The sequence below is a fragment of the Elusimicrobiota bacterium genome, from assembly GCA_026388095.1.
In the GTDB taxonomy this organism is placed as follows: Bacteria; Elusimicrobiota; Elusimicrobia; order UBA1565; family UBA9628; genus UBA9628.
Window position 1 is genome coordinate 87,334 of the sequence record JAPLKL010000075.1, and the last position, 24,355, is coordinate 111,688.

18 protein-coding genes are annotated in these 24,355 nt (G+C 68.7%); 8 read left to right on the plus strand and 10 right to left on the minus strand.

Features of this window, described 5'->3' with window-relative positions:
* Positions 1-9: 9 nt before the first annotated feature.
* Positions 10-1,746: a DUF885 domain-containing protein gene (locus tag NTY77_19065; protein MCX5797596.1), complete on the plus strand. Its 1,737-nt coding sequence runs from the start codon at positions 10-12 to the stop codon at positions 1,744-1,746.
* Between the two features lie 3 nt (positions 1,747-1,749).
* Here the strand turns inward: NTY77_19065 and pepN are convergent, their stop codons facing one another.
* Entirely contained in the window at positions 1,750-4,356 is a 2,607-nt protein-coding gene (gene pepN, locus NTY77_19070) for an aminopeptidase N (protein MCX5797597.1), read from the minus strand.
* 10 nt (positions 4,357-4,366) lie between these two features.
* Positions 4,367-6,364, minus strand: coding sequence for a hypothetical protein (locus NTY77_19075; GenBank protein MCX5797598.1), 1,998 nt, complete (start codon positions 6,362-6,364; stop codon positions 4,367-4,369).
* A 166-nt stretch (positions 6,365-6,530) separates the two neighbouring features.
* Here NTY77_19075 and NTY77_19080 point away from each other — a divergent pair, with 166 nt between their 5' ends.
* The 3 genes from NTY77_19080 to NTY77_19090 are packed head-to-tail and all read left to right on the plus strand — an operon-like array spanning position 6,531 to position 10,661.
* Positions 6,531-8,237, plus strand: a complete 1,707-nt coding sequence (locus NTY77_19080; protein ID MCX5797599.1) for a cache domain-containing protein — start codon at positions 6,531-6,533, stop codon at positions 8,235-8,237.
* Between the two features lie 49 nt (positions 8,238-8,286).
* Positions 8,287-10,302, plus strand: a complete 2,016-nt coding sequence (locus NTY77_19085; protein ID MCX5797600.1) for a response regulator — start codon at positions 8,287-8,289, stop codon at positions 10,300-10,302.
* Positions 10,299-10,661, plus strand: a complete 363-nt coding sequence (locus NTY77_19090; GenBank protein ID MCX5797601.1) for a response regulator — start codon at positions 10,299-10,301, stop codon at positions 10,659-10,661. The genes NTY77_19085 and NTY77_19090 overlap by 4 nt, the downstream gene beginning before the upstream one ends.
* 3 nt (positions 10,662-10,664) lie before the next feature.
* Here the strand turns inward: NTY77_19090 and NTY77_19095 are convergent, their stop codons facing one another.
* Complete coding sequence (locus NTY77_19095) at positions 10,665-11,717, minus strand: HEAT repeat domain-containing protein (GenBank protein MCX5797602.1); 1,053 nt, start codon at positions 11,715-11,717, stop codon at positions 10,665-10,667.
* Between the two features lie 85 nt (positions 11,718-11,802).
* Between NTY77_19095 and NTY77_19100 the strand changes: the two genes are divergently transcribed.
* From NTY77_19100 to NTY77_19110, 3 genes are all read left to right on the plus strand, one after another.
* Entirely contained in the window at positions 11,803-13,038 is a 1,236-nt protein-coding gene (locus NTY77_19100) for a hypothetical protein (protein MCX5797603.1), read from the plus strand.
* A 57-nt stretch (positions 13,039-13,095) separates the two neighbouring features.
* The gene (locus NTY77_19105; protein MCX5797604.1) at positions 13,096-14,151 is read left to right on the plus strand and encodes a hypothetical protein; all 1,056 of its coding nucleotides are present in this window, start codon (positions 13,096-13,098) and stop codon (positions 14,149-14,151) included.
* A 416-nt stretch (positions 14,152-14,567) separates the two neighbouring features.
* Positions 14,568-15,143 (plus strand): hypothetical protein, encoded by a 576-nt coding sequence (locus NTY77_19110; protein ID MCX5797605.1) that lies wholly within the window; start codon positions 14,568-14,570, stop codon positions 15,141-15,143.
* Here NTY77_19110 and NTY77_19115 read toward each other — a convergent pair.
* From NTY77_19115 to fusA, 4 genes are read right to left on the minus strand one after another with little or no spacing between them, the layout of a single operon-like run.
* The gene (locus tag NTY77_19115) at positions 15,135-15,650 is read right to left on the minus strand and encodes a hypothetical protein (protein MCX5797606.1); all 516 of its coding nucleotides are present in this window, start codon (positions 15,648-15,650) and stop codon (positions 15,135-15,137) included. The genes NTY77_19110 and NTY77_19115 overlap by 9 nt on opposite strands.
* Positions 15,647-16,921, minus strand: coding sequence for a tyrosine--tRNA ligase (tyrS, locus tag NTY77_19120; GenBank protein MCX5797607.1), 1,275 nt, complete (start codon positions 16,919-16,921; stop codon positions 15,647-15,649). The genes NTY77_19115 and tyrS overlap by 4 nt, the downstream gene beginning before the upstream one ends.
* A 26-nt stretch (positions 16,922-16,947) precedes the next feature.
* Positions 16,948-17,640, minus strand: coding sequence for a peptidoglycan recognition family protein (locus NTY77_19125; protein MCX5797608.1), 693 nt, complete (start codon positions 17,638-17,640; stop codon positions 16,948-16,950).
* A 23-nt stretch (positions 17,641-17,663) separates the two neighbouring features.
* Positions 17,664-19,721: an elongation factor G gene (fusA, locus tag NTY77_19130; protein MCX5797609.1), complete on the minus strand. Its 2,058-nt coding sequence runs from the start codon at positions 19,719-19,721 to the stop codon at positions 17,664-17,666.
* Positions 19,722-19,906: 185 nt separating this feature from the next.
* Here fusA and NTY77_19135 point away from each other — a divergent pair, with 185 nt between their 5' ends.
* Positions 19,907-21,043 (plus strand): retroviral-like aspartic protease family protein, encoded by a 1,137-nt coding sequence (locus NTY77_19135; GenBank protein MCX5797610.1) that lies wholly within the window; start codon positions 19,907-19,909, stop codon positions 21,041-21,043.
* A 6-nt stretch (positions 21,044-21,049) separates the two neighbouring features.
* Here the strand turns inward: NTY77_19135 and NTY77_19140 are convergent, their stop codons facing one another.
* The 3 genes from NTY77_19140 to NTY77_19150 form a co-directional block, all read right to left on the minus strand.
* The gene (locus tag NTY77_19140) at positions 21,050-23,080 is read right to left on the minus strand and encodes a hypothetical protein (GenBank protein MCX5797611.1); all 2,031 of its coding nucleotides are present in this window, start codon (positions 23,078-23,080) and stop codon (positions 21,050-21,052) included.
* A 136-nt stretch (positions 23,081-23,216) separates the two neighbouring features.
* Positions 23,217-23,558: a hypothetical protein gene (locus NTY77_19145; GenBank protein MCX5797612.1), complete on the minus strand. Its 342-nt coding sequence runs from the start codon at positions 23,556-23,558 to the stop codon at positions 23,217-23,219.
* 118 nt (positions 23,559-23,676) lie between these two features.
* Positions 23,677-24,291 carry a hypothetical protein gene (locus NTY77_19150; GenBank protein ID MCX5797613.1) on the minus strand — a complete coding sequence of 205 codons (615 nt, stop codon included), beginning with the start codon at positions 24,289-24,291 and terminating at the stop codon, positions 23,677-23,679.
* Positions 24,292-24,355 lie beyond the last annotated feature (64 nt).

Sequence of the window (24,355 nt, forward strand, 5' to 3'; positions counted from 1 at the left end):
GAGGACCTCATGATCAAGACCATGCTCTGCATCGCGATCGGCTCGACCCTCCTGACGGCCGCCGCCCCCGTCCCGGTGGACTCGAAAGCCTCCGCGGATCTCAAGGCCCTGGGAGACGACTACTGGGAAGCCGTCATGCGCTCCGACCCGCTGGGAGCGACCTTCGCGCACCATCCCGGCTATGACGACAAGCTGGAGGATGTCACCCCTTCCGGGGTGGCCCGGAGCGTCGCGGAGCTCGAGTCCTTGCGCGGCCGGCTCAAAGGCATCCCCGTCTCGGGACTCGGCGATTCCGAGCGCGTCTCCCTGGAGATACTGGAGCTCCTCATCGACCAGCGCCTCGGGCGCTACGAGCGCGGGTTCCGCTTCTGGGAGATCGACCATCGCGACGGCCCCCATGCGCGGATCCCCTCCTTCGTCGCCGAGTATCAGCCGATGCGGACCGAGGCGGACGCCGCGGCGCTGCTGGCGCGCCTGAAGGCCATCCCCCCCTTCTTCGCCGCCCACGTCTCCAACCTGCGCGAAGGCATCCGCCTGGGCAGGACCGCGCCCCGCCCGCCCGTGGCCAAGACCATCTCCCAGCTCGAGGAGATGCTCAAGACCCCGGCCGCAGACTCGCCCTTCGCGGCGGCCGCAAGGCGCCTGCCCGCCGACCTGCAGTCCAAGTTCCTCCCGCTCATCGCGGCCTCGGTCTCAGCGGACGTCACTCCGGCCCTGCGGACCTACAAGGACTTCCTCAAGGACGAATACCTCGCCAAGTCGCGCGAGGTGAAGATCGGGCTCAGCGCCCTGCCCGGCGGCGCGGCGGACTACCGCTATCTGATCCGGTATTACACCACGCTCGACAAGGACCCCGCCGCGCTGCACGCGGAAGGGCTCCGGCTGACGAAAGGCATCCGGGCGGAGATGGAGAAGCTCGCCAGGAAGATGGGCAAGGCCGACCTGGACTCCTTCATCCGCGAGGTCAAAGGCGACCCGAAGAACTACTTCTCGACGCGCGAAGAGGTCCTGGCGGACGCGCAGTCGAAGATCGCGCGCCTCGAAGGCAAGCTGCCCCTGTTCTTCAGCCGGCTGCCCAAGACCCCCCTGGTCATCAAGCCGTTCGAGGACTTCAAGGAGAAGAACGCGGTGATGGCCGGGTACAACGCGCCGCCGGCGGACCTCTCCGGCCCGGGGATCTATTACGTCAACACCTACCAGCCGGGCACGCGCGCGCGCTTCGCCATGATGGCTCTGGCGGCGCACGAAGGGGTCCCCGGCCACCATCTGCAGATGTCGCTCGCGGCCGAGGACCGCGGCCTGCCGGTCTTCCGCAGGAAATGGAGCTGCGTGGCCTACGTCGAGGGCTGGGGGCTCTACGCGGAACGGCTCGCCGACGAGATGGGCATGTACGACGACGACCTCTCGCGCCTCGGGATGCTCTCCTACCAGGCCTGGCGGGCCAGCCGGCTGGTCGTGGACACCGGCATCCACTCCCTGGGCTGGAGCCGCCAGCAAGCCATCGACTTCATCAAGCGGAACACCCTGCTGTCCGACCAGGAGATCCAGGCCGAAGTCGACCGCTACATAGCCTACCCGGGGCAGGCGCTCTCGTACATGACCGGCCAGCAGGAATTCATGGCCATCCGCCGCGAATCGCAGAAGAGGCTGGGCGCCGGCTTCGATCTGCGGTCCTTCCATGACAGCGTGCTCCGCAACGGCCCGGTGCCCCTGCGGCTGCTGCACCGGACGATCCTGGGCGACTGACCGTCAGAGCCGCCGCGCCCGCAGACACCGCTCCGCTTCCTGACGCTTCAGCAGGAGGGCTTTGCGTATCCCGAAGAAGAGCTCGGGATGCTTGCCGAGGAAATCGTCCGTGGCGCGGACCAGGCGCTCGTCGCAGTCCAGAGGATAGAGGCCCGCGGCAAGGACCTGCAGGTACATCCGGTCCTCCTTGTCCGAGAGCCTGGCCAGCTGCTCGAAATACGGGGCCTCGAACTCGCGCAGCAGGTCCTCCTGCGCGAGCACCTGGAAGACGCGCAGCGCGGGCTTGAGGTCCCCCGCGTCGAACTTGTTCTCGGCGGGGTCGGAAGAGCTGCGCGTGATCCGGGAGAACCAGCGGCGCTTGGTCCCCGCGTCGGGGAGCAGGCACTCGGCCCGGTAGGCTTCCTTGCGGCCGTCATCCGTCGCGTCGCGCTTCATCTCGGCCGCGATCAGGGCCGCGGCGTCGGGTGAGCCGGCGCGGGCCAGCGCCTGTATCAGCTGCCAGCGCCGCTCCTGCATGAGCTCGAATCCGGGCAGGAAGGCCTCCCCCGCCAGCAGCCGGCGCAGCCACTGCCGCCCCTGCGCCGAGCCGACCACCCCCAGGTACCCGCGCATGTAGAGGAGCTGACGGTCGCTGCCCGGCGGGGAGGCGTCCAATTGGGCCTTCAGGAACCGCTCCACCTCCGCCGCCAGCTTCGGCCTCCGCTCGGGCGGGGTGTAGCGCAGGACCTCCGAGCTCAGATGGTCGATGACGGATTCGATGGCCAGCAAGCCGGTCTCGGCGGGCAGATGCCGGCGCGCCGCGGCGAAGTAATCCGACGGGGAAAGCTTGGCGTCGCGCAGCATCTCGTAGAGGGACCCCCAGAGCATGAGCCGCATGAAATCGTCGTCCACAGAGCTCAGGGACTCGCGCACGGCCTTGAGGCTCTTCGGGTCGAGCTCGTTCTTGACGTAGTCATAGTCGCCGTGGTTCCCGAAGACCAGCGCCGGGCAGGGGGCGTCGGCCCGCACGACGGTGGCGGCGCCCTGGTACGACACCGGCGCCAGCCGCTCCATCGCCAGCCTGGCATGAGCCGGGTCCCAGCGCAGCAAGGCCAGCTCGGCGCGGTGCTCCCTGAGGGTCGGCAGTCCGGCCGGCGCGCTCTGCAGCAGCACGAGGGACTTAAGCCGGCCCCCCGAGCAGTCCCAATCCGGCCGCATGGCGTCCAGGCCGGCGGTCTGGAGCCACTCGCGCTCCCAGTCCTTCAGGTCTTTCCCGCTCGCCTCCTCGAGGGCGTCGAAGAACCCCCGGGCCGTGGCGTTGCCGTATGCGAAGCGCTGGAAATAGATGTCCAGGCCCTTGCCGAAGGCTTCGCCGCCCAGGAGATAGCGCAGCTGCCGGAGGCTCGCGGCGCCTTTCCCGTAAGTGATGCCGTCGAAGCTGGAGCGGGCTTGGTCCGTGTCGGCGATCTCCACCTCCACCGGGTGCGTGGTGGCCGTCTGGTCCTGGAGATAGGCGCCGGCCTTGGACCCGGAGTAGAACAGTGGCCAGGACTCGGCCTTGAACTCCGTGGCTTCGGCGCCGGCCAGGTAGCCCATCAGGTCGGCGAAGCTCTCGTTGAGCCAGAGGTCGTTCCACCACTTCATGGTGACCAGGTCGCCGAACCACATGTGCGCGGTCTCGTGGGTCACCAGCAGGGCGCGCCGCACGTGCTGGCTCCGGGGCTTGGGCGAACGGAAGACGGTCAGGCTCTCGTTGGCGACGATCACGGCCATGTTCTCCATGGCTCCAGCCGCGAAATTCGGGACCAGGACCAGGTCCAGGCCGTGGTACGGATACGGCCGCGAGAACTCGCGGGCGTAGAATCCCACGGTCTGGCGCAGGACTTCGAGGAGCTCCTCCGCCTCCACGAACTGGGCCGCCGACTGCCGCGCCAGGACCCGCAGCGGGACGGCGCCGGCGCGGCCGCTCCAGATACGGAAGGGCCCGGCCGAGAGGTTCAGGAAATAGGTGCTCAGCTTCGGGGTGCGCTCGAAGACCCAGGAGCTGCGCGGACCTTGCCTGACGACGCGCTTTACGGGCGCGCTGGCCACGACCTCCCAATCCGCGGGCGCCTCGACCGTCAGGTCCACCGCGGCCTTGAGGTCGGGCTGGTCGAAGCATGGGAAGACCGCGTGCGCGTAATACGCCTCGAAATGATTGGACAGGTAGACGCGGCCGTCGGCCACATCCTTGAACCGGCCCAGGCCGTTGCCGTTGTTGACGTAGGCCCGGGTGTAGTCCACTTCCAGGAGGTTCCCCGCCTCCTTGAGCTCCGCCGCTTTGAACCGTAGGCGCTGACCGTCGTAATGGGCCGCGACTTCGTCTTGGGAGAGGGACTTCCCGTTCACCACGAGCCTGCGGATCAGTCCCGAATCGAATTCCAGGAAGACGTCGCCGGCGCCCGCCTCGGGGCGCAGACCGAAACGGATCTCGGCGGCGCCGTCGAACTCGTCGCGCTCGGCGTCCACCTTGAGGGCGAGGGTATAGCCCAGGTCGGCGATCTGCCGGTAGCGCAGCGCCGCCTCGGACTCGGCCAAGCGGGCCGCCTGGCAATCCCACGGAAGAAGGAGCAGGATGAGGACTTTGATCATCACAAGCGCATCACTGCTTGAGCGTGCGCATCGCGGAGGCCGCGGCATCGAGCAGGGGCCGGGCGGAGACCGGCGAGCCCACGGCCTGCCGCATCCACTCGTCCGGGGTCACCGCCCCGATCTTGCAGACGCGCTCCATCTCGCTTGCGAAGCCGTGCTGCCGGAAATAAGCCTCGACCTGCGCGGTCACGATGAAGCCCACCGGGTAGTCGGGAGTATAGAGAGTGGACGCGACCAGGTGCGAGTAGACCGCCAGGATCGGGCTGTCCTTTTCACCGTAGTAGGGAGAGAACCAGCGGTTCCAGACCTCCCGGGCGATGCCGAGCACGGCCTGCTTGAACTCGGCCGGCGCGGCCCGAGGATGCGCGTAGAGCCACTGCCAGCTCCGGATGTCGACCAAAGCGACCCCAGCCAGCTGCCGAGAGTCCGAGAACCGGTCCAAAGCCTTCAGGGAGTCGTCGTCCGGGGCATAGCCCAGGATCTCCATCTGCTTGGCCTGCATGATGAAGGCGAAGCCCTCGCTGAAGGCCTCGCTGGGCGTTCCCCGAAGCAGGTAATGGTCCATCCCGTACAGGGAGAAGACATGCTCCACGCAGTGGCCCAGCTCGTGCATGGCGGTGCGCAGGTTGTGGGAGTTGAGGCCGTTCTCGACGCCCTGGGCGTAGAGGTGGGCCTTCTCGCCCCGCATCAGGGGCTCCATGGAGCGTCCGCTGCCGCGGGATGACTCCACCACGATATGATCGGCCAGGAAGCGGGCCGTCTCCGGCGCGAAGCCGACCACGGTAAGTATGCGGGGCAGGTCGTCCTGGAACGCCTGCGCGGCAGGATATCTCTGCCGCAGGGTCCGGTCCAGCTCCTCCATGGGATGCGACGTGATGCTCCGGAAGCCGTTGTACCAGATGTCGAAAGGGAGCAGTTCCCGCCCCAGGCGCTTGCGGATGAGGGCGGCGAGCGGGGCCTCCTGGTCGGAGTCGAGGATGGCCTCGATGAGCCCCTGCGCCTGGGTCAGCTTCATGCCGCGCCCGAGCTCGAAGCTGCGGTCGAGATAGGTCGGCAGATCGGGGTAGTACCGGTCCTCCCCGCGATTGGCCCGGAACACGTCGAGCCACTCGGCGTATCTCCGGTCGGGCTCGCGCTCCGCGGGCTTGCCGTCGATGGTGTTGGCCAGCGGGTCCCAGCGCGAGGGCCGGGCGATGGCGGCGGCCGGGATCTCCTGGGTGACGATGCGCTCCATCACGGCGTAAAGCAGCTTCTGTTTGCCCAGATTGGCCGCCGGGTCGGAGTACAGCGCCTTGAGCTTGTCCCGCAGACCCCAATGGGACACCAGGAATTCGCCATCGGAGAACACCGGCGCCTGGCCGCCCGCGGTCAGGCTGCCCGTGAAGACCTTATAATCGGCGATGTAGGCGTCCGCCTCCGCCTTCGCGGCGGCGGTCTTCTGCAGGGCCGCACCCGGCACCCGATGCGCCACCAGCCCGAGCAGCCGGTACTGCGCCCAATCGCGGCGCGTCCAGGAGCCGCCCTCCTTGAGCGCCTCGGCCAAGGTCCTCTTCTTGAAATTGAGCAGGATCGTGAAGGCGAGCTTGCTCTGGAACAGATCGTCGGCCAGGTGCGCCTCCGGGCTGTAGCCGCCGAAGAGCCTGTCCACCGCGAGCAGGGGGCCGGTGTCCGTGTCGGCCTCCCGGTGCACATCCACCGACATCGCCCGGAAATGGCCGAGGACAGCCTCCAGCTTGCTCTCGAAGCGGGCGAAGGTGCCGTCGAGCGGCTGGCCGGAGACGAAGTTCCCGAGGCAGAACCGCTCGAAGTCCCGCGCCGTCCCGTCGGCGTCCGTCCACAGCGTGGCCGCCTGCCGCACCCCGGCCTGCGCGCGCTCCCGCTCCGCCGGGGGGGAAGCCCGCTGCAGCTTGGCGATCACCGCCCGGATCTCGCCCTCGGCGAGCCCGCCCCGCGCGGGTGCCGGGGCCGCCAGCATGAATAGAGCCACCATGATCCAGAAAATCCTCATCCTCGATCTCCTTGCGTCCCCGGGCGGCATGGTGAGGATTATGCCGCTTGCGGGCAGAGGGCGTCAAGAATCCTCTGGCGGCGGTCTGGCCAATCCGCGGCAAATCCGCGGCATTGACAGCCGCGGTCGGATAGGCTAGGCTGGGGGCATGCGGCGGGAGGTTTGAATGGCATCCATCATGGCTCTTTTCGCGTTCGCCGGCGTCTGCTTTTTCAGCGGGCCGAGCTTCGCCGCCGAGACCGCCGCGGAATATCAGTATCAGGAGACCAAGGACGTCGTGGCCCTGGTCGAGGACGCCGCCAGCCTGGTCGAAGCCAAAGGCGAGGCCGCTTTCCTTGAGTTCAAGAAAGCGGAGAGCCGGTGGAGGCACGGGAGCCTCTATGTCTTCGTCATGGACACGGACGGGCTCATGGTCGAGCATCCCGACCCCGCGCTGGAGGGCAAGGAGCAGCTGGGACTCATGGACCTGAACGGCCGGCCTATCTTCAAGGGCCTCATGGCGGCGGCCGCAGACAAGCGGCGTGATGGCGGGTGGTTCCATTATCAATGGCCTGAGCCCGGAAAATCCTTCCCGGACTGGAAGTCGACTTTCGCCAAGCTGGCGGCCGCCCCCTCCGGCAAGAGCTACCTGATCGCCTGCGGGGCCTACGGCATGAAGATGGAGCGGGCGTTCGTGATCGACAAGGTCGCAGACGCGGCCGCGCAGATCGAACGGGACGGGAAGGCGGCGTTCGACCGGCTCCGGTCCACCGCCGGGGAATTCCGCTTCAAGGACACCTATGTGTTCGTCTTCGCTCCGGACGGGACGGAGCTCGTCAATCCCGGGTTCCGGAACCTGGAAGGCCGGAACCTGCTCGAGCTCAAGGACACGCAAGGCCAGCGCCCGATCCGGGACATGATCGACCTGGCCAAGGGCCGCGGCTCCGGCTGGGTGGACTACATGTGGCCCAAGCCCGGAGACTACATCCCCGCCCAGAAGTCGTCGTACGTCCGCAAAGCCAGGCTGGGCGACGGCTGGGTCGTGGTCGGCTGCGGGGTCTATCTGGAAGGAGCGGCCAAAGCGCCGGCGCCGGCTCCCAGCGCCGACGCCCGGCGGATCATCCGCCTGGTCCAGGACGCCGCCGCGCTCCTGAAGGAAAAAGGCGAGAGCGCCTTCCCGGGATTCCGGAAGAAGGGGAGCCGCTGGTTCGACGGCGACACCTACCTGTTCGTCTGGGACATGGCGGGGAAAAGGATCTTCCACGCGGCCGATCCGAGCTCCGAGGGCCAGGATGTCCATGACCTCAAAGACGTCCAGGGCCGGCCGATCGGCAGGATGTTCCTCGACACGGCCGCGGGAGCGCCCGGGGAAGGCTGGGTCCACTATCTCTATCCCAAGCCCGGCGACATCTTCCCGACCTGGAAGAGCACCTTCATCAAGCGGGTGACTTTCCCGTCGGGCCGGGACCACATCGTGGGCTGCGGGGTCTACAACATGCGCATCGAGGAGGAGTTCCTCTCCGGCGCGGTCGACGCCGCCGCCGCGCTGATCGAAAAACAGGGGCGGGACGCCTTCCCGGCGCTCCGCGACAAGAACGGACCGTTCATCTTCCTGGACACGTACGTGTTCGTGGTCGCCGCGGACGGGACCGAGCTGGTCGTCCCCGCCTTCCCCGGCCTGGAGGGCAAGAACATGATGGATTTCAAGGATGCCGCCGGGAAATACGCGGTGCGCGAATTCATCCAGGCCGCGCTCGCCAAGGGCACGGCCTGGGTCGATTACATGTGGCCCAAGCCCGGGGAGACCGCGCCTTCCCGGAAGCACACCTACGTCAGGAAAGCGGCGCACGGCGCGGAGACCTTCATCGTGGGCGCCGGCGCATATCCGTTCTAGCCGGCGCGCGGCCGCCCGGCGGGCCCTCCAGAATGGTATCATCGCCTCCGTGGCCAAAAAGCAGCCATTGAGCCGGCTCGCGCAGATCAGAGAATGCCTCCTTTCCCTCAGAGGAGAGTGTGACGACGACATACAGAAGGTGACGGAGCTGTGCGGCCGGCTCATGGGCGGCGACTCCGCGTTCTACAACCGCCTCGAAGGCCCGCTCCTGCGCACCTGCGCCAAGTGGCAGGCTCCGCCCGACCTTCCGGCCACGAGCCCCGCCGAAGGGCATATCTGCTGCGAAGTCATCCGGAAGGGCGGCGCCGAGCCCTGGGTCATCCGCAACCTGGACCAAGGACCCTTTGCCAAGGACCCCAATGTGTCCCGCTACGGGCTCAAGACCTACATGGGCCATCCGGTCATGTACGGCGGCAACGGGATCGGCTCCTTATGCGTCGTGTTCCAGCGCGACCACGAACCATCCGCCGAGGACCTCGAGCTCTTCGGCATCCTGGCCGCGGCCTTGGGGGCCGCGGAAAGGTGGAGAGTGACCCTGGAGGGACTGCAGGAGGCCAAGGGGTTCCTGGATTCCATCGTGGAGAACGTCCCGGACATGATCTTCGTCAAGGACGCCCAGGACCTGCGCTTCGTGCTCTTCAACCGCGCCGGCGAGCGCCTGCTGGGCTACGACCGCGGCGAGCTCATCGGCAAGAACGACTACGACTTCTTCCCCAAAAAGGAAGCCGACTTCTTCACGAGCAAGGACCGGGACGTCATCGATAAAGGAGAACTCCTCGACATACCGGAGGAGCCGATCCAGACCAAGAACGGCCCGCGCCTGCTGCACACGAAGAAGATACCCATCCGCGACCAGGCCGGACGCAACGCGTTCCTGCTGGGCATATCCGAGGACATAACCGAGACCAGAAAGCGGGAACAGCAGATGCTCGAGGCGCAGAAATTGGAGTCCCTCGGCCGCCTGGCCGGCGGCATAGCCCACGAGTTCAACAACATACTGACCGGCATCATGGGATTCGCCAGCATGGTCAAGAGCTCGTTGGGGGAATCCCACCCCAGCAAAGACGATGTCGAAGAGATCATAGTCGCTTCCAGGCGCGCCGTCGACCTGGTCAGCCAGGTCCTGACTTTCAGCCGCCAGGTCCCGTCCCAAAAGAGCATCTTCAATCTCAACGAGCTCATAGAGCGCAACCTCAAGATGGTCAGGGCCGCGGTCGGCGAACGCATAAAGATCCAGCTCGACTTGGCATCCGACCTCCCGACTATCAACGCGAACTTCGCCCATATGGAGCAGGTCCTCCTCAATCTCTGCCTGAACTCCCGCGACGCCATGGCGGAGACCGGCTGCCTGCGCATCGAGACCCATGCCCGCAGGCTCGAATCCCCCCTGAGCTGCGCGCAGGGCTCCTTGCCCGGCGGGGCCTACGCGGTCTTGACGGTCGCCGACGACGGATCGGGCATCGCGCCTGAGGACCTCAAGCGTATCTTCGAGCCGTTCTTCACCACGAAAGCGGTCGGCCAAGGCACGGGACTGGGGCTCTCCATCTGCTACGGCATCATAAAGGAGCACGGCGGGTCCATAGACGCGAAAAGCGCGCTCGGCCGCGGCACGGCCGTCCAGGTCTATCTGCCGGCCTGCGCGCAGGCGCAGGCCGAGCCGGAGGCCCCGGCCGCGGCCGCGGCACACGTCAAGACCCGATCCCACCCGACGATACTGATCGCGGACGACGATGCGGTCATCCGGAGCATGCTTCAGAAGATCCTGCAGATGCAAGGCTTCACGGTCCTGGCCGCGCAAGACGGCGAGGAAGCCGTGGGATTGTTCCAGGCGCACATGGCGGAGGTGGACATCGTCCTGCTGGACGTGATCATGCCCAAGCTCGACGGGGTGGGCGCCTACGAACGCATCCGCGGGCTGCGTCCCGACACCAAGGTCGTCTTCATGAGCGGACACGCCACGGCGCAGGCCGAGGCCGTCATCCGCAGCCACCCCGGCGGCTTCATCTCCAAGCCCTTCCAGCCCGATGAATTGGCGCGCCGATTGCAGGAGGTCCTGAACGCATGAAAGGGCGTCTGCTCGTCGTCGACGATGAGCCGTCCATCCTGGCCGCCTTCTCGCGCTATTTCGGCGACCTGGGCTATGCGGTGACGCCGGTCTCCAGCGCCGAAGAGGCCCTGGCCGCGGCCAAACGAGAGCCGTTCGACTTCATCTTCCTCGACAACGTGCTTCCCGGCATGAGCGGCCTGCGGGCGATCCCGGAGCTCTCGCGCCGCAGCCGCGCCCCCATCCTGATGATGACCGCGCATTTCGATGAAGAGCTCAAAAAGGACGCCCTGCTGCTGGGCGCCGCCGACTTCCTGCCCAAGCCCCTCGACTTCGAGGCTTTGGCGCGGCGCCTCGCGACTCCGACTTCGGGGGCCTGAGCCCTAATCCTCGCCCAGTTCCGCGAGCGCGGCCGCGGCCGCGGCGCGCACGGCGAGATGGTCGTCGTCCTTGAGTTTTTTGAGGGTCAGGACGGCCCGCGCTCCGCCGAGCTGGCCCAGGCTGTGCGCGATGACCAGCCGCAAAGCCGGCTCGGCCGCGTGGATCGCCTCGGTCAGCGGCAGCACCGCCCGCCGGTTGCCGGCCTTGCCCAGGATCTCGGCGGCGGAGATCTGCAGGTTGCCGCCCTCGGCCTCCAGAAGCTGGACCAGAAAATCCAGCCCGGAGCTGCGGTCGAGCTTGGCCAGGTAGTACGCGGCCAGCCGCGCCGCCGGATCCCCGGTCAAGGACGACTCCAGCATCCCCTCCAGCGCCCGGACGCCCTCCTTGCGGCCCAGGCGCGCCAGGCCGTAGGCGGCCGGAGCCGCCTGCAAGGCGTTCTCCGCCTTGAGCAGGCGCTCCAGGGCCGGCCGGCCCCGGGCGTCGCCGACGGCCCCCAAGGCCTCGCAGGCCGCCTGGCCCAGGTCGCCGCCGCGCCCCGCCAGCTCCGCCAGGGCCTCGACCGACTTGCGCTCCCGCATCGTCCCCAGGGCCCGGACCGCGGCTTGCGCCACGGCCGGGTTGGGATCCGAGAGGGCCTCCATGAGGGCCCGGCCCGCGGCCTCCCCGCCGACGCGGCCCAAGGCCTCGACGACGGCCAGGCGCAGGACCTGGACCTGGGCCGTGAGGTCCATCTGCTGGCGCAGGCCCACCAGGTAGTCCCAGGCTCCCAAGAGGGTCTCCGCGGCCTTGCGGTCGCCCAGGCGCCCGAGGGCCTCGACGATGACCGCGGAGCGCCGCGGGCTGTCCTGGCGCACGTCGAGCAGGGCCAGCAGCGGCGGGACCGCGGCCTTGGGCTTGCCCGAGAGGCCCAGGTCCCGGATCAGGCGCAGCTGGCCGTCGCCTTGGGTCTTGGGCAGAAGCTTGAGCAGGCGGCCCACCGAGGGCCGGGCCGCGGCCGGCGCTGACGCCAGCAGGATGATGAGGAGGCTCAGGAGGCGCGCGCTCAGGCCGCTCATTCGGGCCACTATACCAATCCGCCCGGCGCGCGGACAAGGCCGGCCCGGGCTTGAGGCCTCGGGCGCAAGGGGCTATACTAGAGCCATGCTCGGCGCCGCCCTAATCATCAGCCTCTGCCTGCCGGCGGCGGCCGACGAACGGCCGGCGCCGGTCCCTTTGCCCCCCGCTCATGAGCAGGCCGCCGGGCCCCAGGACGAACCGCCTGAGTCCGACGTGACGCCCAGCGCCCAGGAGCTGCGGCGCATGCGCCGGGCCGAGCGCCGGGCTCGGCGGCGCGCCGGACGGAAGGCTTCCGACGCGGCCAAGGATGCGGACGCCACTGCCGCCGAGAAGAGCGGGGAAGCCGCGGTCCAGAAGGCCCTGACTATGGGCGAGGCCCTGAAGGGCTCGCTCAAGGACGGCTCCTCCTCGGGGCTCCCGGACGCCGCCTCCGCCCGGGGCGCGATGCCCTCGGCCGGCCCCGTGGCGGGAAACTCGCCCGCCGGACCCGCGCGGCCGCCCGCCGACCCCTCGCAGCCGCGCACCGAGCACGAGCTCGTCCTGGCGGCGCAGTCGGCGTACCGGGATTCGCCCGCGGCCGTGGGCCTCAAGGTCGAGCGCGACGCCTCGGGCGCGGGCCGGCTTCTGCGCGAAGACGGCCGGCCCGCGGCCCCGGCGGACCTCGAGGCCCTGCGCCGGCGCATCGCAGCCGAGCCCCGGGCCCTGATGCGGCGCCCGGACTTCTTCCAGGTCCTGCCCCGTGAGCATTACCAGGAGCTCAAGCGGGATTTCCGCGGCCGGCCGGAGCTCAAGGCCGCGGCCTTCCAGGACGTGGGCCTCACCCCGCAGGACCGCGACTTCGTCTGGGACCGGACCTGCCAGCAGGTCTCCGGCGGCTGCAACCCCAACGCCCGGGAGGGCGGCTACAAGAAGGACTCGGAGGTGGCGCCCGAGGACCTCGACAGCATCTGGAGGCAGGTCTACGGGACCGCGGACACCTTCCTGCAGGCGGTGGTGGGGCGGCGGGCCGCGGCGCCGGACGCAGGCCCCGGCGTGGTCTCCCCCTCGCTCATGGGCCGTCTGCTGGGCCGGCTGGCCTCCTGGCGCGGCTGGTTCTCGGGCGAAGACCCGGGCGATGTGCTCTCCAGCGAAGCGGCGGCCGTTTCGGCGGCGGCCGGCGGTGCCGCCGCGGGCGGACCGGGCCGCATCCGGAGCCAGGACTCGCTGCGCGCCGCGCAGGCCGCGCGGGCGGCGCGCGGCCGCAAGCGCCAAGCCGGCGCGGGGCTGGGTCTGCTGGCCGCGGGAGTCCTGCTGTGGCTGGTCCTGCGCTCTAGGCCTTGACGGGGCGCCGACCCCACGATATCATTACCCCTACGCGAAGCCCAGGAGGCCCGCCCCATGCTCAAGACCATCCTTCCCCTCGCCGCGCTGCTGCTCTGGGCCCCGGCCCTGAGAGCCCAGCAGGGGGGCGACGTCCCCAAGCGCCTGGAACGCAAGGCCGAGACGATCGCGCATAAGGACGCCGACTTCGCCAAGCTCAACGACGCCGAGGAGCGCCTCGTGGTCTCGGCCATCGCCAAGAAGCTGCGCGACGTCCGCCGCTACAACTGGACCCACCTCTTCAGCAAGAAGAGCCTCTCCAAGACCGACGTGGGCGTCTACGTGGACGACGCCGACCTCGACGCCCTCTACGCCCGCTACGCCAAGTCCATCAACAAGCGGGAGGTGGTCTCCGAGCAGCAGAAGCAGGACGCGGCCCCGCCTCCGGAGCTCGTGGCCCGGCCGCCGGCCGTGGAGTTCATCGAGGTCCACGGCGACCCCTTCCACGGCCTGTTCCAGGACAACGAGTGGGAACTGCTCGGAGGCTCGGACGACGCCCAGGACCTGCAGGCCCAGGCCGACGACGCCCTGGCCCAGGCCGGCCCCCAAGGCCGCATCACCGGCCTGACCATCCACTCCTCGGCCAGCACTTTGCTCAATACGGGCAAGGCCGCGGCCATGAGCCATCTGCAGCTCAGCCAGGCTCGCGCCAACGCCGCCCTCAAGTACATCCTGGCCTACCTCGACGGCAAGGGCGTGCGGCTCGACCAGAGCCAGGTGACCGTGGACGCCTCGGGCGAGAACGGGGACGGGACCTCGGGCCCCGCCGCCCCCTCCGGCAAGGGCGCCAAGGGCAACGGCCAGCCCGCGCTCAAGGACACGGCGGACTACGACCAGTACAAGTTCGTGGATGTGAAATTCCTGGTGGAGAAGCCGGTCGAGAAGGACGTCCCGCCCGAGATCATCCAGAAAGAAGGGGACACGCATTCCCGGGTCGTGACGCTCGACATCGACGTCAAGACCAGCCACTGGCTCAAGTTCCGCCGGCACACGCACCTGCGGGTCACCCACCGTCACACGCCTCGGCGCCACCCGGGCAAGCACAAGGCGATCGGGTGCCCTGACTTCCACTGACCGGACTTGACTTTCACGACCTCACCCTCTTCTTGTGAGATATTGGGGGTTCATCGCGAGCCTTCGTTTTTGCAAAAATTCTGCTTAATTAATAATCATAATTCACATCGCGCGCGCGATGTGAATTACTTCATAAAATCCAGCAGAAATTTTCAGAAAGTGTAGGGAATCCCGCATGCCCAGGTATGCTTCTCGCGGCTGGCGCGGCGTTCGCCGCGCCAACCCCGGTGCCGCCCTTTCCTCATCGGCGCGAAATCATAAAGGCTAGTGGTCAGCCCCTCTTGGGCACCTGCGGCGTGCAGGTTCCGGCGCTGTGCGCCGGAACCTCCTGCAACGGCAACGAAGAGAGAGGGTGAAGTCGAGTTGACTTTTTCTTGCTCCCCTCCGGGCACACTATCAGTGACCGGAGGTGCGTCATGTTCAAGAAGCTCGCGACCGTCGCCGCGGGAGCGCTGCTTTTGGCTCTGGCCGTTTACGGAGCCCGCCTCTGGGTTCAAGGCGCGCGCCGCGACGCCGGGGCGCGGGCGCTGGCGCAGACCGCCGGCTGGCCCGAAGGCCCGAGCCTGGCCGCCCGGCTGATGGTGGAGGAGTACGGGCCGCCGCAATGGGCGAGCGCGGGCCGTCTGGAATGGTTCGTGGTCCCGCCCTGGAAGAGGATCGTGGTGCGCAGTTCGCCGGCCGGCTTCCTGGAGCACGCGGTCTCCTACAGCATCCCGCGGGACCGGCTGCCGGCCCTGCTGAGCTTCGGCCGCGGCCTGCGCTTCGACCCGGAGCAGGGAGAGCTCGCGGCCAGCGGCGACAGCGAGGAACACAACCTCCTCTGCCTCAACCTCGCCAGCGACATCGCCCGGGGAAAGATGACCGCGGACCAAGCCCGCCGGTTCTACGACGACACGCTCAGGAAGTCCTACGCCGGGAAGTCCTCGCCGTATCTGGAGCGCCTGCTCTTCGCCGCGCCCCTGTGGCCCGAAGCGGAACTGCCGTTACCTTGAGGAGGTCCGGCGCAGGAGGCCCTGGCAGGTGTCTGCGGCCAGGGGCACCTCGCTGCAGAAGCGGTAGTCCGCCCGCTTGGCGGAGGCGTCCACGTTGGCGCTGCCGTAGACCTTGCCCGGGGCGGGCACGGCCGTGCCCATCAACTGCATGCCGGTAGCCTGGTAGAAGATGCGCGCGCCGCCCGCGGCGAAGCGCAGAGAGAAGCCCAGCTCGCCCAAAGGGGTCTCGGCCAAAGCCGCGCAGGTGTCGGGCTTGGGCCCGGCCAGCAGCCGGACCTCGCCCGAGACGGGCTCTCCGCCGTCCGGTGAAACGGTGTAGCGCGCCGTGTCGCCGCGCAGGTCGAAGGCGACGGCGTACCGCCCGCTGCTGCAGGTCTGCCGTCCGGACCAGGAGCCCGCGTAGCGCTGCGCGGGCCGGCAGGCGGGGGCCTCATGGGCGTTCATGAGCCCCCAGGCCGCCGCGGCCGCCGGGAGGAGGAACGCCGCGGCGAGAAGGCCGGGCTTCATTCGAACTTGAGCAGGCAGGTTTCTTTGCGGCCCTTGCGCAGGAGGAGCCAGCGCCCGAAGAGGAGCCCCTCGGCGGTGATCTTGGCTTCCAGTCCGGCCTTGCGGTTGTTGAGGTAGACCCCGCCCTGTTCGACCAGGCGCCGGGCCTCGCCGCGGCTCTTGGCCAGGCCCGCCTTGACCAATGCGTCCACCGGGGCCAGGCCGGCGGCCAGGTCCGCGGCCGGGAAGGCGGCGGTGGTGACGTCGGCGAACACCTCGCGGAACACATCCTCCGGGATGTCGCGGACGGCCTCGCTGAACACGACCTCCGAGGCTTTGGCCACGCTCTCGGCCGCGGCCGCGCCGTGCACCAGAGCCGTGACCTCGTGCGCGAGCCGCTTCTGGGCCTGGCGCTGCTCCGGCGTCTTGGCCGTGGCCTCGGCCAAAGCCGCGATCTCCTCGCGGGAGAGGTAGGTGAAGAGCTTGAGATGGCCGACGACATCTTTGTCGTCCACGTTGACGAAGTACTGATAGAAGCGGTAGGGGGTGGTGAGCTTGGCGTCGAGCCAGACGCTGGTGCCCTTCTCGGTCTTGCCGAACTTCTCGCCCGAGGCCGTGGTCAGCAGGGGGAAGGTCAGGCCATAGGCTTCTTTGCTCCTCAGCTTGCGGATGAGGTCGATGCCCAGCGTGATGTTTCCCCACTGGTCGTCGCCCCCGGCCTGCAGCCGGCAGCCCAGCTCGTCATGAAGGTGCAGGAAGTCGTGCGCCTGCAGGATCATGTAGGAGAACTCGGTGTAGGAGATGGACTGCTCGCGCTCGAGGCGCCTTTTGGCCGAGTCCTTCTCCAGCATGTCCTTGACCGTGATGTGCTTGCCCACCTCGCGCAGGAATTCCAGGTAGGAGAACTTGGCGGTCCAGTCCAGGTTGTTGACCATGACCGCGGCGTTGGGCCCCGCGAAGGAGAAGAACCGGCGCAGCTGGCCGCGCACGCCGTCCATGTTCTCGCGGATGGTCTCCAAGGTCTGGAGCCTGCGCTCCTCGGTCTTGCCCGAGGGGTCTCCGATCATGCCCGTGGCCCCGCCCATGAGGATGACCGGGGTGTGCCCGGCCCTCTGCAGGTGGGAGAGCCCCATGATGGTGACCAAGGAGCCGATGTGCAGGCTGGCCCCGGTGGGATCGAAGCCCACGTAGACCTTGAGGGGCGACTGGGCCAGAAGGCCCTCGATGTCCGGGCTGGTCTTCTGCTTGATGAAGCCGCGCCATTCGAGTTCCTGGTAGACCGGGGTCTTCATAGCTGATGATTATACACAATGCCTCTTCACTGGGGCGCCGCGCCCGGGATGGGGTCGGCCGGCCCCCCGGGCAGAGGCGGCCCGGGCTTGACGTCGGGGATCTTGCCGTCCAGGGCTTCGAGCACCCAGGCCTTGAACCGGCCGTCCTGCAGGTAGCGGTAGAAGTCCCGGCCCGGGCAGTCGGTCTGGTCCGGCGCCGCGTCCTGATGGCCCCGGACATGGGAGAGGTCTATGCCGTGCTTGCGGCAGAGCCAGGCGGTCAGCCGGGCCGCCGAGCGCAGTTGCTCGACGCTGGGGCGCTGGAGATTGAAGTCGCCCATCAGCTCCACCCCGATGTTGCCCTTCAAGGCATAGTCCGTGTTGCTCTCCGGCTCGTACTCCACCGGCCGCCCCTCGAAGATGCGGCCGTCGGGAGCTATGAGGTAATGATAGGGCAGGTCGGGCCAGAAGGTGTCGCGCGGCGGATTCTCCAGGCGCGCGCGGTTCTGGCCCCAGCTCTGCATCCTGCGCACGAACTCGGCCGGGTCCGCCCCCTTCTTCCACGGATCGCCGGCATGATGGAGCGTCACCCACACCGGGACCTGCCTGCGGGCCTCGGGGATGGGCATGGGCTTGGAGCCCCATTGCGCGCGGGTCACGATCCGAGGCTTGGGGACCGGCGGCGGCTCCGCGGCCCCGGCCGGGCGCGCGCCGCCCAGGCCCAGCAGCAGAGACAGCACCCAGCCCAAGAGCCGCCCGTCGGCTAGGCTTCCTGCTCCTGCTTCTTGGCCGCCTTGGCCTGCTCCACGATCCCCGCCACCAGGTGCGACGGCACGGTCTCGTAGTGCGAGAAGGTCATGGTGTAGGTCCCGCGCCCGCCCGTGATGGACTTCAGCTCGTTGACGTACTTGTACATCTCGTCGAGCGGGACCTTGGCCTTGATGACCTGGCTGCCGTCGCCGGCCTCCATGCCCATCACGCGCCCGCGCCTCTGGTTAAGGCTGCCCGCGATGTCGCCCATGTACTGCTCCGGGACCACGAACTCCACGTCCATGATCGGCTCCAGGATCACCGGCCGCGCCTTCTCCAGCCCTTCCTGGAAGGCGTAGCGCGCCGCGATCTGGAAGGCGATGTCCTTGGAGTCCACCGGGTGCATCTTGCCGTCGTAGACCGTGGCCCTGACGTCCATGATCGGGTAGCCCGCCTGGATGCCCAGGTTCAGCGCGGCGCGGATGCCCTTCTCGCAGCTGGCCATGAACGGCGCCGAGATGGCCCCGCCCTTGATCGCGCTGGCGAACTCGAAGCCCCCGCCGCGGGGCAGAGGCTCCACGTGCAGCCAGACCTCGGCGAACTGCCCGGAGCCGCCGGTCTGCTTCTTGTGCCGGTACATCCCGCTGCCCTTGGCCGTGATGGTCTCTTTATAGGCCACCTTGGGCGTGCCCACGTCCGCGCCCACGCCGTAGCGCATGCGCATCCGGTTGATCATCAGGTTGATGTGGATGTCGCCCATGCCCGCCACGATCATCTCCTGGGTCTGCTCGTCGCGGGTCAGCTGGAAGGTCGGGTCCTCGGCCGTCAGCTTGTGCAGGGCCGTGGAGATCTTGTCCTCGTCGGCGCGCGACTTCGGCTTGAGGGAGAACGAGATCGCGGGCTCCGGGAACTGGATCGGCTCGACCTTCAAGAGCGCCTTCTCCTCGGAGAGGCAGTCGTTGGTGGAGGTCTCCTTGAGCTTGGCCACGCAGGCGATGTCGCCCGCGGCCGCCGCGTCCATCGGCGTCTGGTTCTTCCCCATCAAGGAGAAGATCGGCCCGATCTTCTCCTTGGCGCCCTTGTTCACGTTGTAGAAGCCGGAGTTGGACTGCACCTTGCCCGAGTAGACCTTGAAGATGGAGATCTGCCCCATGTAGGGGTCGGACAAGGTCTTGAACACCAAAGCGCAGAACGGGCCTTCGGGATCGAGCGGCAGCTCCTTCTTCTCGTCGCTGCCGTTGGTGGCTTCGACCGCGGGCCGGTCCGCCGGGGAAGGCAGATAGGCCTCGATCGCGTCGAGCAGCTCCTTGATGCCGATCATCGGGACCGCGCCGCCGCAGAGCACGGGCGCGATCTTTCCCGCGGCCACGGCCTTGCGCAGGGCGCCCTTCAGCTCGTCGGCGGAGAGGGCCCCCTTCTCGAGGTACTTCTCCAGCAGGGCGTCGTCCGTCTCGGCCACCGCCTCGGTCAGCTGTTCCCGCGCCGTCTGCGCCTTGGCCTTGTCCTCGCCGGCCAGCGCGTCCAGGCCCTCGCCCGTGAGCAGGTTCGCCACGCCCTTCAGGGACGACTGGCCGCCCTGCGGGTAGGTCAGCGCCACGCAGTGCTTGCCGAAGCGCTTGCGGATGGCCTCCAAGGTCTTGTCGAACTCCGTGTTGTCCTTGTCGAGCTTGTTGACGAAGAAGAACGGCGCCACGCCCCGCTCCTTGGCCATCTTGTAGCCCCGCTCCGTGCCCAGCTCGATTCCGCCCATGGCGTTGACCACCACCAGGCTGGCGTCCACCGCGCGCAGGCCGCCGATCATCTCGCCCACGAAATCCGTGTAGCCGGGGGTGTCGATCACGTTGGCCTTGGCCGCGCCGGCCTTGAAGCTCATCAAGGAGGAGCTCAAGGAGCAGTGCCGCTCCTTCTCGTCCTCGTTGTAGTCCGAGACCGTATTGCCGGCGTCCACGCTGCCCATCCGGGGGATGGCGCCCGCGGCGCAGAGCATGGCCTCGGCCAAAGAGGTCTTGCCGCAGCCGGAATGGCCGGCGAGAATGAAGTTCCTGATGTTCTTGGTTTCGACGTTGGACATGGCGGGTTCCTCGGACTCCGGAGAATCTGGTCTTCCGGGCGCGGGCGCGATGGGGCCCCGCCCCCCTGGGACACATACTGGACGGAGAATTAGAATATAGCATAAGACGGCCCGGTGTTGAGCCGCCCGAGGCTCCCGCGCCGGGTTCGCCAAGGCCGGCTATTTCTGCCATAATATCGCGTCGCATGAACCCGATCACCCTCGGCCGGCGTCTGCGGCTCGCGCTCCTGCTCCTCGCGCTCTACCCCGCCGCGGCGCGGGCCGACCAGCTCCTGCTCAAGAACGGCCGGACCATGGAAGGCATCATCCGCGGCGAGGACGCCGTCGAGGTGACCCTGGACTTCGGCTACGGGACCACGACTCTGCAGAAGGCGGACATCGCGTCCATCCGCCGCTCCACCCCGAAGCAGCGCCGGGCTCTGGAGCGCCGCCTCCTGGGCGTGGCCGCCAAGTCCGGCTCCATCGCGGCGCCCGCGGGCGCCGAGGAGCTCTCCCGCCTGCTGGAAGCGGCCCGGCGCGGCCGGGAAGAGGCCCAGGACGCGCGCCGCGAGCGCGAGCAGATCCTGGACGAGCAGGCCGAACTCGCCGAGCAGGCGCGCGAGCTGCGCGGCCGCCAGCCCCGGCTGGCCGCGGCGCTGGGCTCCGCCAACCCCAACAACCGGCGCGACTACAACTCGCTGGTCGGAGAGGTCAACGCCGTCAACGCCGGCCTGTCGGCCAACGCCTACCAGGTCGAGGAGGCGGGCCGCAAGCTCGAGGCGGGCGAGGCCGCGCTGGGCAAGTACCTCGGCGACTACAGCGCCCTGCGCCGCTACTCGGCCGCCAACCTCCAGCGCCTGCGCGCCGGCGCGCCGGACGAGGCGGCCAAGGTCTTCTACGAGGACGCGGCCCGGGAGCTCGCCGAGATGGCCGCGGAATTCAACAAGCAGGCGGTGCCCTCGCGGCGCGTGGGCGCGCATCTGATCGTGGACGTGGTCTTCAACGGCAAGGTGACCGTGCCGCTGCTGGTGGACACGGGCGCCAGCCAGACCGTGATCTCGCCCGAGGTGGCGGCCGAGGTGGGCCTGGAGGGAGGCGAGGTGGTGCACTCCACGGTGGCCGACGGCCGGCAGGTGGAAGGCCGGCTGATCGTCGTGGATTCCCTGGCCGTGGGCGACGCGCGCGTGGAGAAGACGCCGGTGATCGTGATCGCCGCGCCCGGCCCGGACGCGAAAGGCCTGCTGGGGATGTCGTTCTTGAAGAACTTCATGGTCCAGCTGGACCTGCCCAACAGCAAGCTCATCCTGGAAAGCCTGGCCCCGGCGGCCCCGGCCAAGCGCTAGAGCGCCCTAGGGTACGAAGGGAGGCTGCAGCAGCCAGCCGCGCTCGCGGGCCTTGCCGCGCAGAGGCTCGCGGCCGAAATCCACCACCAGGCGCTCGCCCTGGGAAAGCTCGAGCATCTGCGTGTCCGAGTTGCTGTCCCCCCCGGCCAGCAGGCTCGGCCGGCCCGCCAGGCGCAGGATGGTGTCGGCCTTGCCCTGGCCCCAGGTGCGCTGGGTCAGCAGCGTGGTGAGCCGGCCGCGGCGCAGGCGCACGCGCACGCCGTGCGCGCGTTCGGGCGGGATGCCGGCCAAGGCCGCGAAGCGCGCCACGATCCATTCGGCCGTGGCGCTGACGATGCGCACCTCCCAGCCGGCCTCCTGCAGGCGGCGCACCAGGTCGAACATCTCCTTGTGCGGCCGGATGCCCGAGGCGATCTTGACCGGGCTCGGATCGCCGTCGAAGCCGGCGATGAGCTCCTCGCCCAAGGGCTTGGCCAGCTCCTCGGCTATGGTCTCATCGGCGAAGCGCTCCAGCTCGCCCGGCGAGAAGCCGACCATGAGCTGGACCAGCCAGCCGTAGTCCAGGCCGAGGCCCGGGCCCTCCTTCTTCACGCGCTCGTAGACCTCGTGGAAGTGCTTGCGATAGCGGCGGTACTCCGGGGTCCGCTGCGCCTGGGCCAGCGGCAGCTTGGCGATGGCCTCGTAGTCCGCGCGCAGGGCGTCGCGGCCGAACTCCTTGGGGATGAAGCCCCAGAACTTGTCGCCTTGCTCGAACTTGAAGGCCAGCTCCTTGATCGCGCGGTAGAACACGGCCTCGCCGATGTCGTTGCGGATCATGGTGTTGTCCCAGTCGAAGGTGGCCAGGGGCGGACGCTTGGGGTCGTAGCCGGGGGCGCCCCGGCCGTGCTCGCGGATGAGGCGCTCCAGGCGCGCCTTGTTCTCGGGCAGCCAGGAGCCGGGCTCCAAGACGCTGGGCTTGGCCAAAGAAACGGCCGCGGGCGCAGCCGCGGTCTGCCCCTTGACCCAGAGGCTGAACGCGGTGGGCAAGGTGAGGACCTTGTGGTCCATGACCGGGTGCTCGGTCCAGAGCCAGTCGCCGGGGTCCGGCACGGTCTGGATGCGTCCCACGCGCGAGAGCCCCAGGGCCTCGGCGCCCTGCATGAGGCGCACGTCGCCTGCGCGCAGCACGAGCACCATGTCGCCGGGCCGCAGGAGGCGGTCCAGCATGCGGCCGAGGAGCTCGGGATGGTCCTGCGCGTAGCGCCAGAAGTCCTTGAGCACCAGGACGCGCGGGCCGGCGATGGCGTCTACCTTCCGGGCGTAGTCCTCGAGCCGGCGCACGTCGAGGACCTCCTGGTTGAGGAGGTTCCGGTCCAAAGCCGAGACGTCGAGCCCCAGAACTTTCTCGGCCATGGCGCGGCCGCGGCGGAAGTCGTCAGGGTCGTGCTCGATGGGGAAGGTGGGGCGCAAGAGCGCGGGCACCGCGTCCGGGCCCATGAAGGGGTAGATGAAGGCCGCGTCCTTGGGCAGGTTGGCCGAGACCTCGGCCATGAGGTCGCGGTAATCGAGGAGCTTGCGCTTGGCCCAGGCCTCGCGCTCCTGGTCCGCCTCCGGCACCGCTTGGAGGCCGATCTTGGCATAGCGCGCGAAAGCGGCTTCGCCGGCCGCGTAGAGCCTGCCCAAGGCCGAGGTCTGTCCGGGAGGAGCGAACTCGGGGAGTATTGGAGCGGCCGAGCCGTCGAAGACCCGTCCCAGAGCCGCGGGGAGCTGGGCCGGCTCGGGCGTCGCCAGCGCCGCGGCGGCCGGGGCCATGGCCGGCAGCGGGGCGATGAGAGGCGCCGCTACGGGAACGGGAGCCGGGGTCGAAGGCGACAAGGCCGGAGCCAGGAGCGGCGCGCTCAGCAAGGGCTGGCTGGCGCTGGGCCCCAAGAGGGGATTGGCCAGCAGCGGGGCCGCTGCCAAAGCGGGTATCGGGGCCGGGGCGGTGCGGATGGAGGACAGGGTGAGGGCGGCGTGGGAATCGAGGGCGAGCAGGGCGAGAGCCGCGAGCCTCAGCATGGCAGGCCCCTATATTATCAACACGCGCTAGCGCGCGTATGGGCTGGGAAGGTAAGCGCCGCGCCGGCAATGGTCCTAGGCCGCAATGGGTCTCAGCCGCATGGGCGCAGCAGGCGCGCCAGCCGGGGCATGGGGCCTAGGCGTGCGCGGCGGCCATGGCCGCGCAGAGCGGGCAGTCGGGCTCGTAGAGATCGTCCGAGACCAGGGCGGGCTTCTGGCCGTCCAGGTACTCGCGCAAGGCGCCGGCCACCTGCTCGGCGAAGAGCTCGTCCATGCACACGCCGAACACGCCGTCGGGCCGGTGCAGCGCCACCGTGAATCCCAGCCCGGCCTCGCGGCTGACGCTCAAGGACGAGCTCGGGCCGCGGCGCAGCTCCAGGCGGGCCTCCCGGCAGGCGCGCAGGTTCTCGAAGGCCGCCAGGACGTCGCCGGCCTCGGGCTTGGGGTTGATGAGGGCGTCGTTGAGATAGAGCCGCATGTATCCTCCTGGACCCGGGGGTCCACTATACATACGAGCTCGGGCCCGAAAAGTTCCCTTATGAAAACGCGGAAGCCATCCTTGCGGATGGCTTCCTGGACGGGCGCGGCGACGGGCGCTACTTCAGCAGCCAGAAACCCACGCCGTTCATGGCGGAGAGGTCCGCGTGCCCGGTGCCCACGTCCGTGCAGTTTCCACCGACGACGTTGAGGTAGGTCATGGCGTCGCCGCTCTTCGCGTCGCGCATGAGCGACAGCTTGAAGGCGCAGCCCGCGTAGTCATAATGGAGCACGCCGTCGACCGGCGGAGCCAGGCAGGTCCCCATGATGATGGGCTTGCCGTCGTTGTCCATGGCCCGGGTCCGCATAGTGACCATCTCGCCCTGGCAGAAGCCGTCCTTGCCGCCGAGGATGTCCAGGAAGCCCGTGACGTGCTTGTTGCGGGTCATGTACACGCCGAAGAAGCCTTTGGTGTTGACCACGTGCTTGTAGGCGCTGCCGTCCTCGTCGACGCCTTCGTAGACCTGGGAGCCCCCGGAGCCGCCGCTGAGCTTGAGCTTGGGCAACTCGGGCATGGCGAGCGGCTCGCCGTTGGGGGGAGCGTCGTTGGGCGCGTCGCGCAGGGTCAGCTGGTCGGCGGGCGAGACGAGGGCCTGGCTCTTGTGCGCGCGCAGGAGCTGGGCTCCCGCGATGATGAACGCCGCGACGGCTATGCAGCCGATGAGCTTTTTCATGGGGGACACCTCCGGCAGAGGCCTGGAGTCGGGTACCGGTAAGGATAGCTCCAGTTCATTATCC

Excerpts from the sequence above, each read along its gene's own strand:
- NTY77_19065 (MCX5797596.1), top strand. The coding sequence starts at position 10 with ATGATCAAGACCATGCTCTGCATCGCGATCGGCTCGACCCTCCTGACG.
- pepN (MCX5797597.1), bottom strand. The coding sequence starts at position 4,356 with ATGATCAAAGTCCTCATCCTGCTCCTTCTTCCGTGGGATTGCCAGGCG.
- NTY77_19075 (MCX5797598.1), bottom strand. The coding sequence starts at position 6,364 with ATGAGGATTTTCTGGATCATGGTGGCTCTATTCATGCTGGCGGCCCCG.
- NTY77_19080 (MCX5797599.1), top strand. The coding sequence starts at position 6,531 with ATGGCATCCATCATGGCTCTTTTCGCGTTCGCCGGCGTCTGCTTTTTC.
- NTY77_19090 (MCX5797601.1), top strand. The coding sequence starts at position 10,299 with ATGAAAGGGCGTCTGCTCGTCGTCGACGATGAGCCGTCCATCCTGGCC.
- NTY77_19095 (MCX5797602.1), bottom strand. The coding sequence starts at position 11,717 with ATGAGCGGCCTGAGCGCGCGCCTCCTGAGCCTCCTCATCATCCTGCTG.
- NTY77_19100 (MCX5797603.1), top strand. The coding sequence starts at position 11,803 with ATGCTCGGCGCCGCCCTAATCATCAGCCTCTGCCTGCCGGCGGCGGCC.
- NTY77_19105 (MCX5797604.1), top strand. The coding sequence starts at position 13,096 with ATGCTCAAGACCATCCTTCCCCTCGCCGCGCTGCTGCTCTGGGCCCCG.
- NTY77_19110 (MCX5797605.1), top strand. The coding sequence starts at position 14,568 with ATGTTCAAGAAGCTCGCGACCGTCGCCGCGGGAGCGCTGCTTTTGGCT.
- NTY77_19115 (MCX5797606.1), bottom strand. The coding sequence starts at position 15,650 with ATGAAGCCCGGCCTTCTCGCCGCGGCGTTCCTCCTCCCGGCGGCCGCG.
- tyrS (MCX5797607.1), bottom strand. The coding sequence starts at position 16,921 with ATGAAGACCCCGGTCTACCAGGAACTCGAATGGCGCGGCTTCATCAAG.
- fusA (MCX5797609.1), bottom strand. The coding sequence starts at position 19,721 with ATGTCCAACGTCGAAACCAAGAACATCAGGAACTTCATTCTCGCCGGC.
- NTY77_19135 (MCX5797610.1), top strand. The coding sequence starts at position 19,907 with ATGAACCCGATCACCCTCGGCCGGCGTCTGCGGCTCGCGCTCCTGCTC.
- NTY77_19140 (MCX5797611.1), bottom strand. The coding sequence starts at position 23,080 with ATGCTGAGGCTCGCGGCTCTCGCCCTGCTCGCCCTCGATTCCCACGCC.
- NTY77_19145 (MCX5797612.1), bottom strand. The coding sequence starts at position 23,558 with ATGCGGCTCTATCTCAACGACGCCCTCATCAACCCCAAGCCCGAGGCC.
- NTY77_19150 (MCX5797613.1), bottom strand. The coding sequence starts at position 24,291 with ATGAAAAAGCTCATCGGCTGCATAGCCGTCGCGGCGTTCATCATCGCG.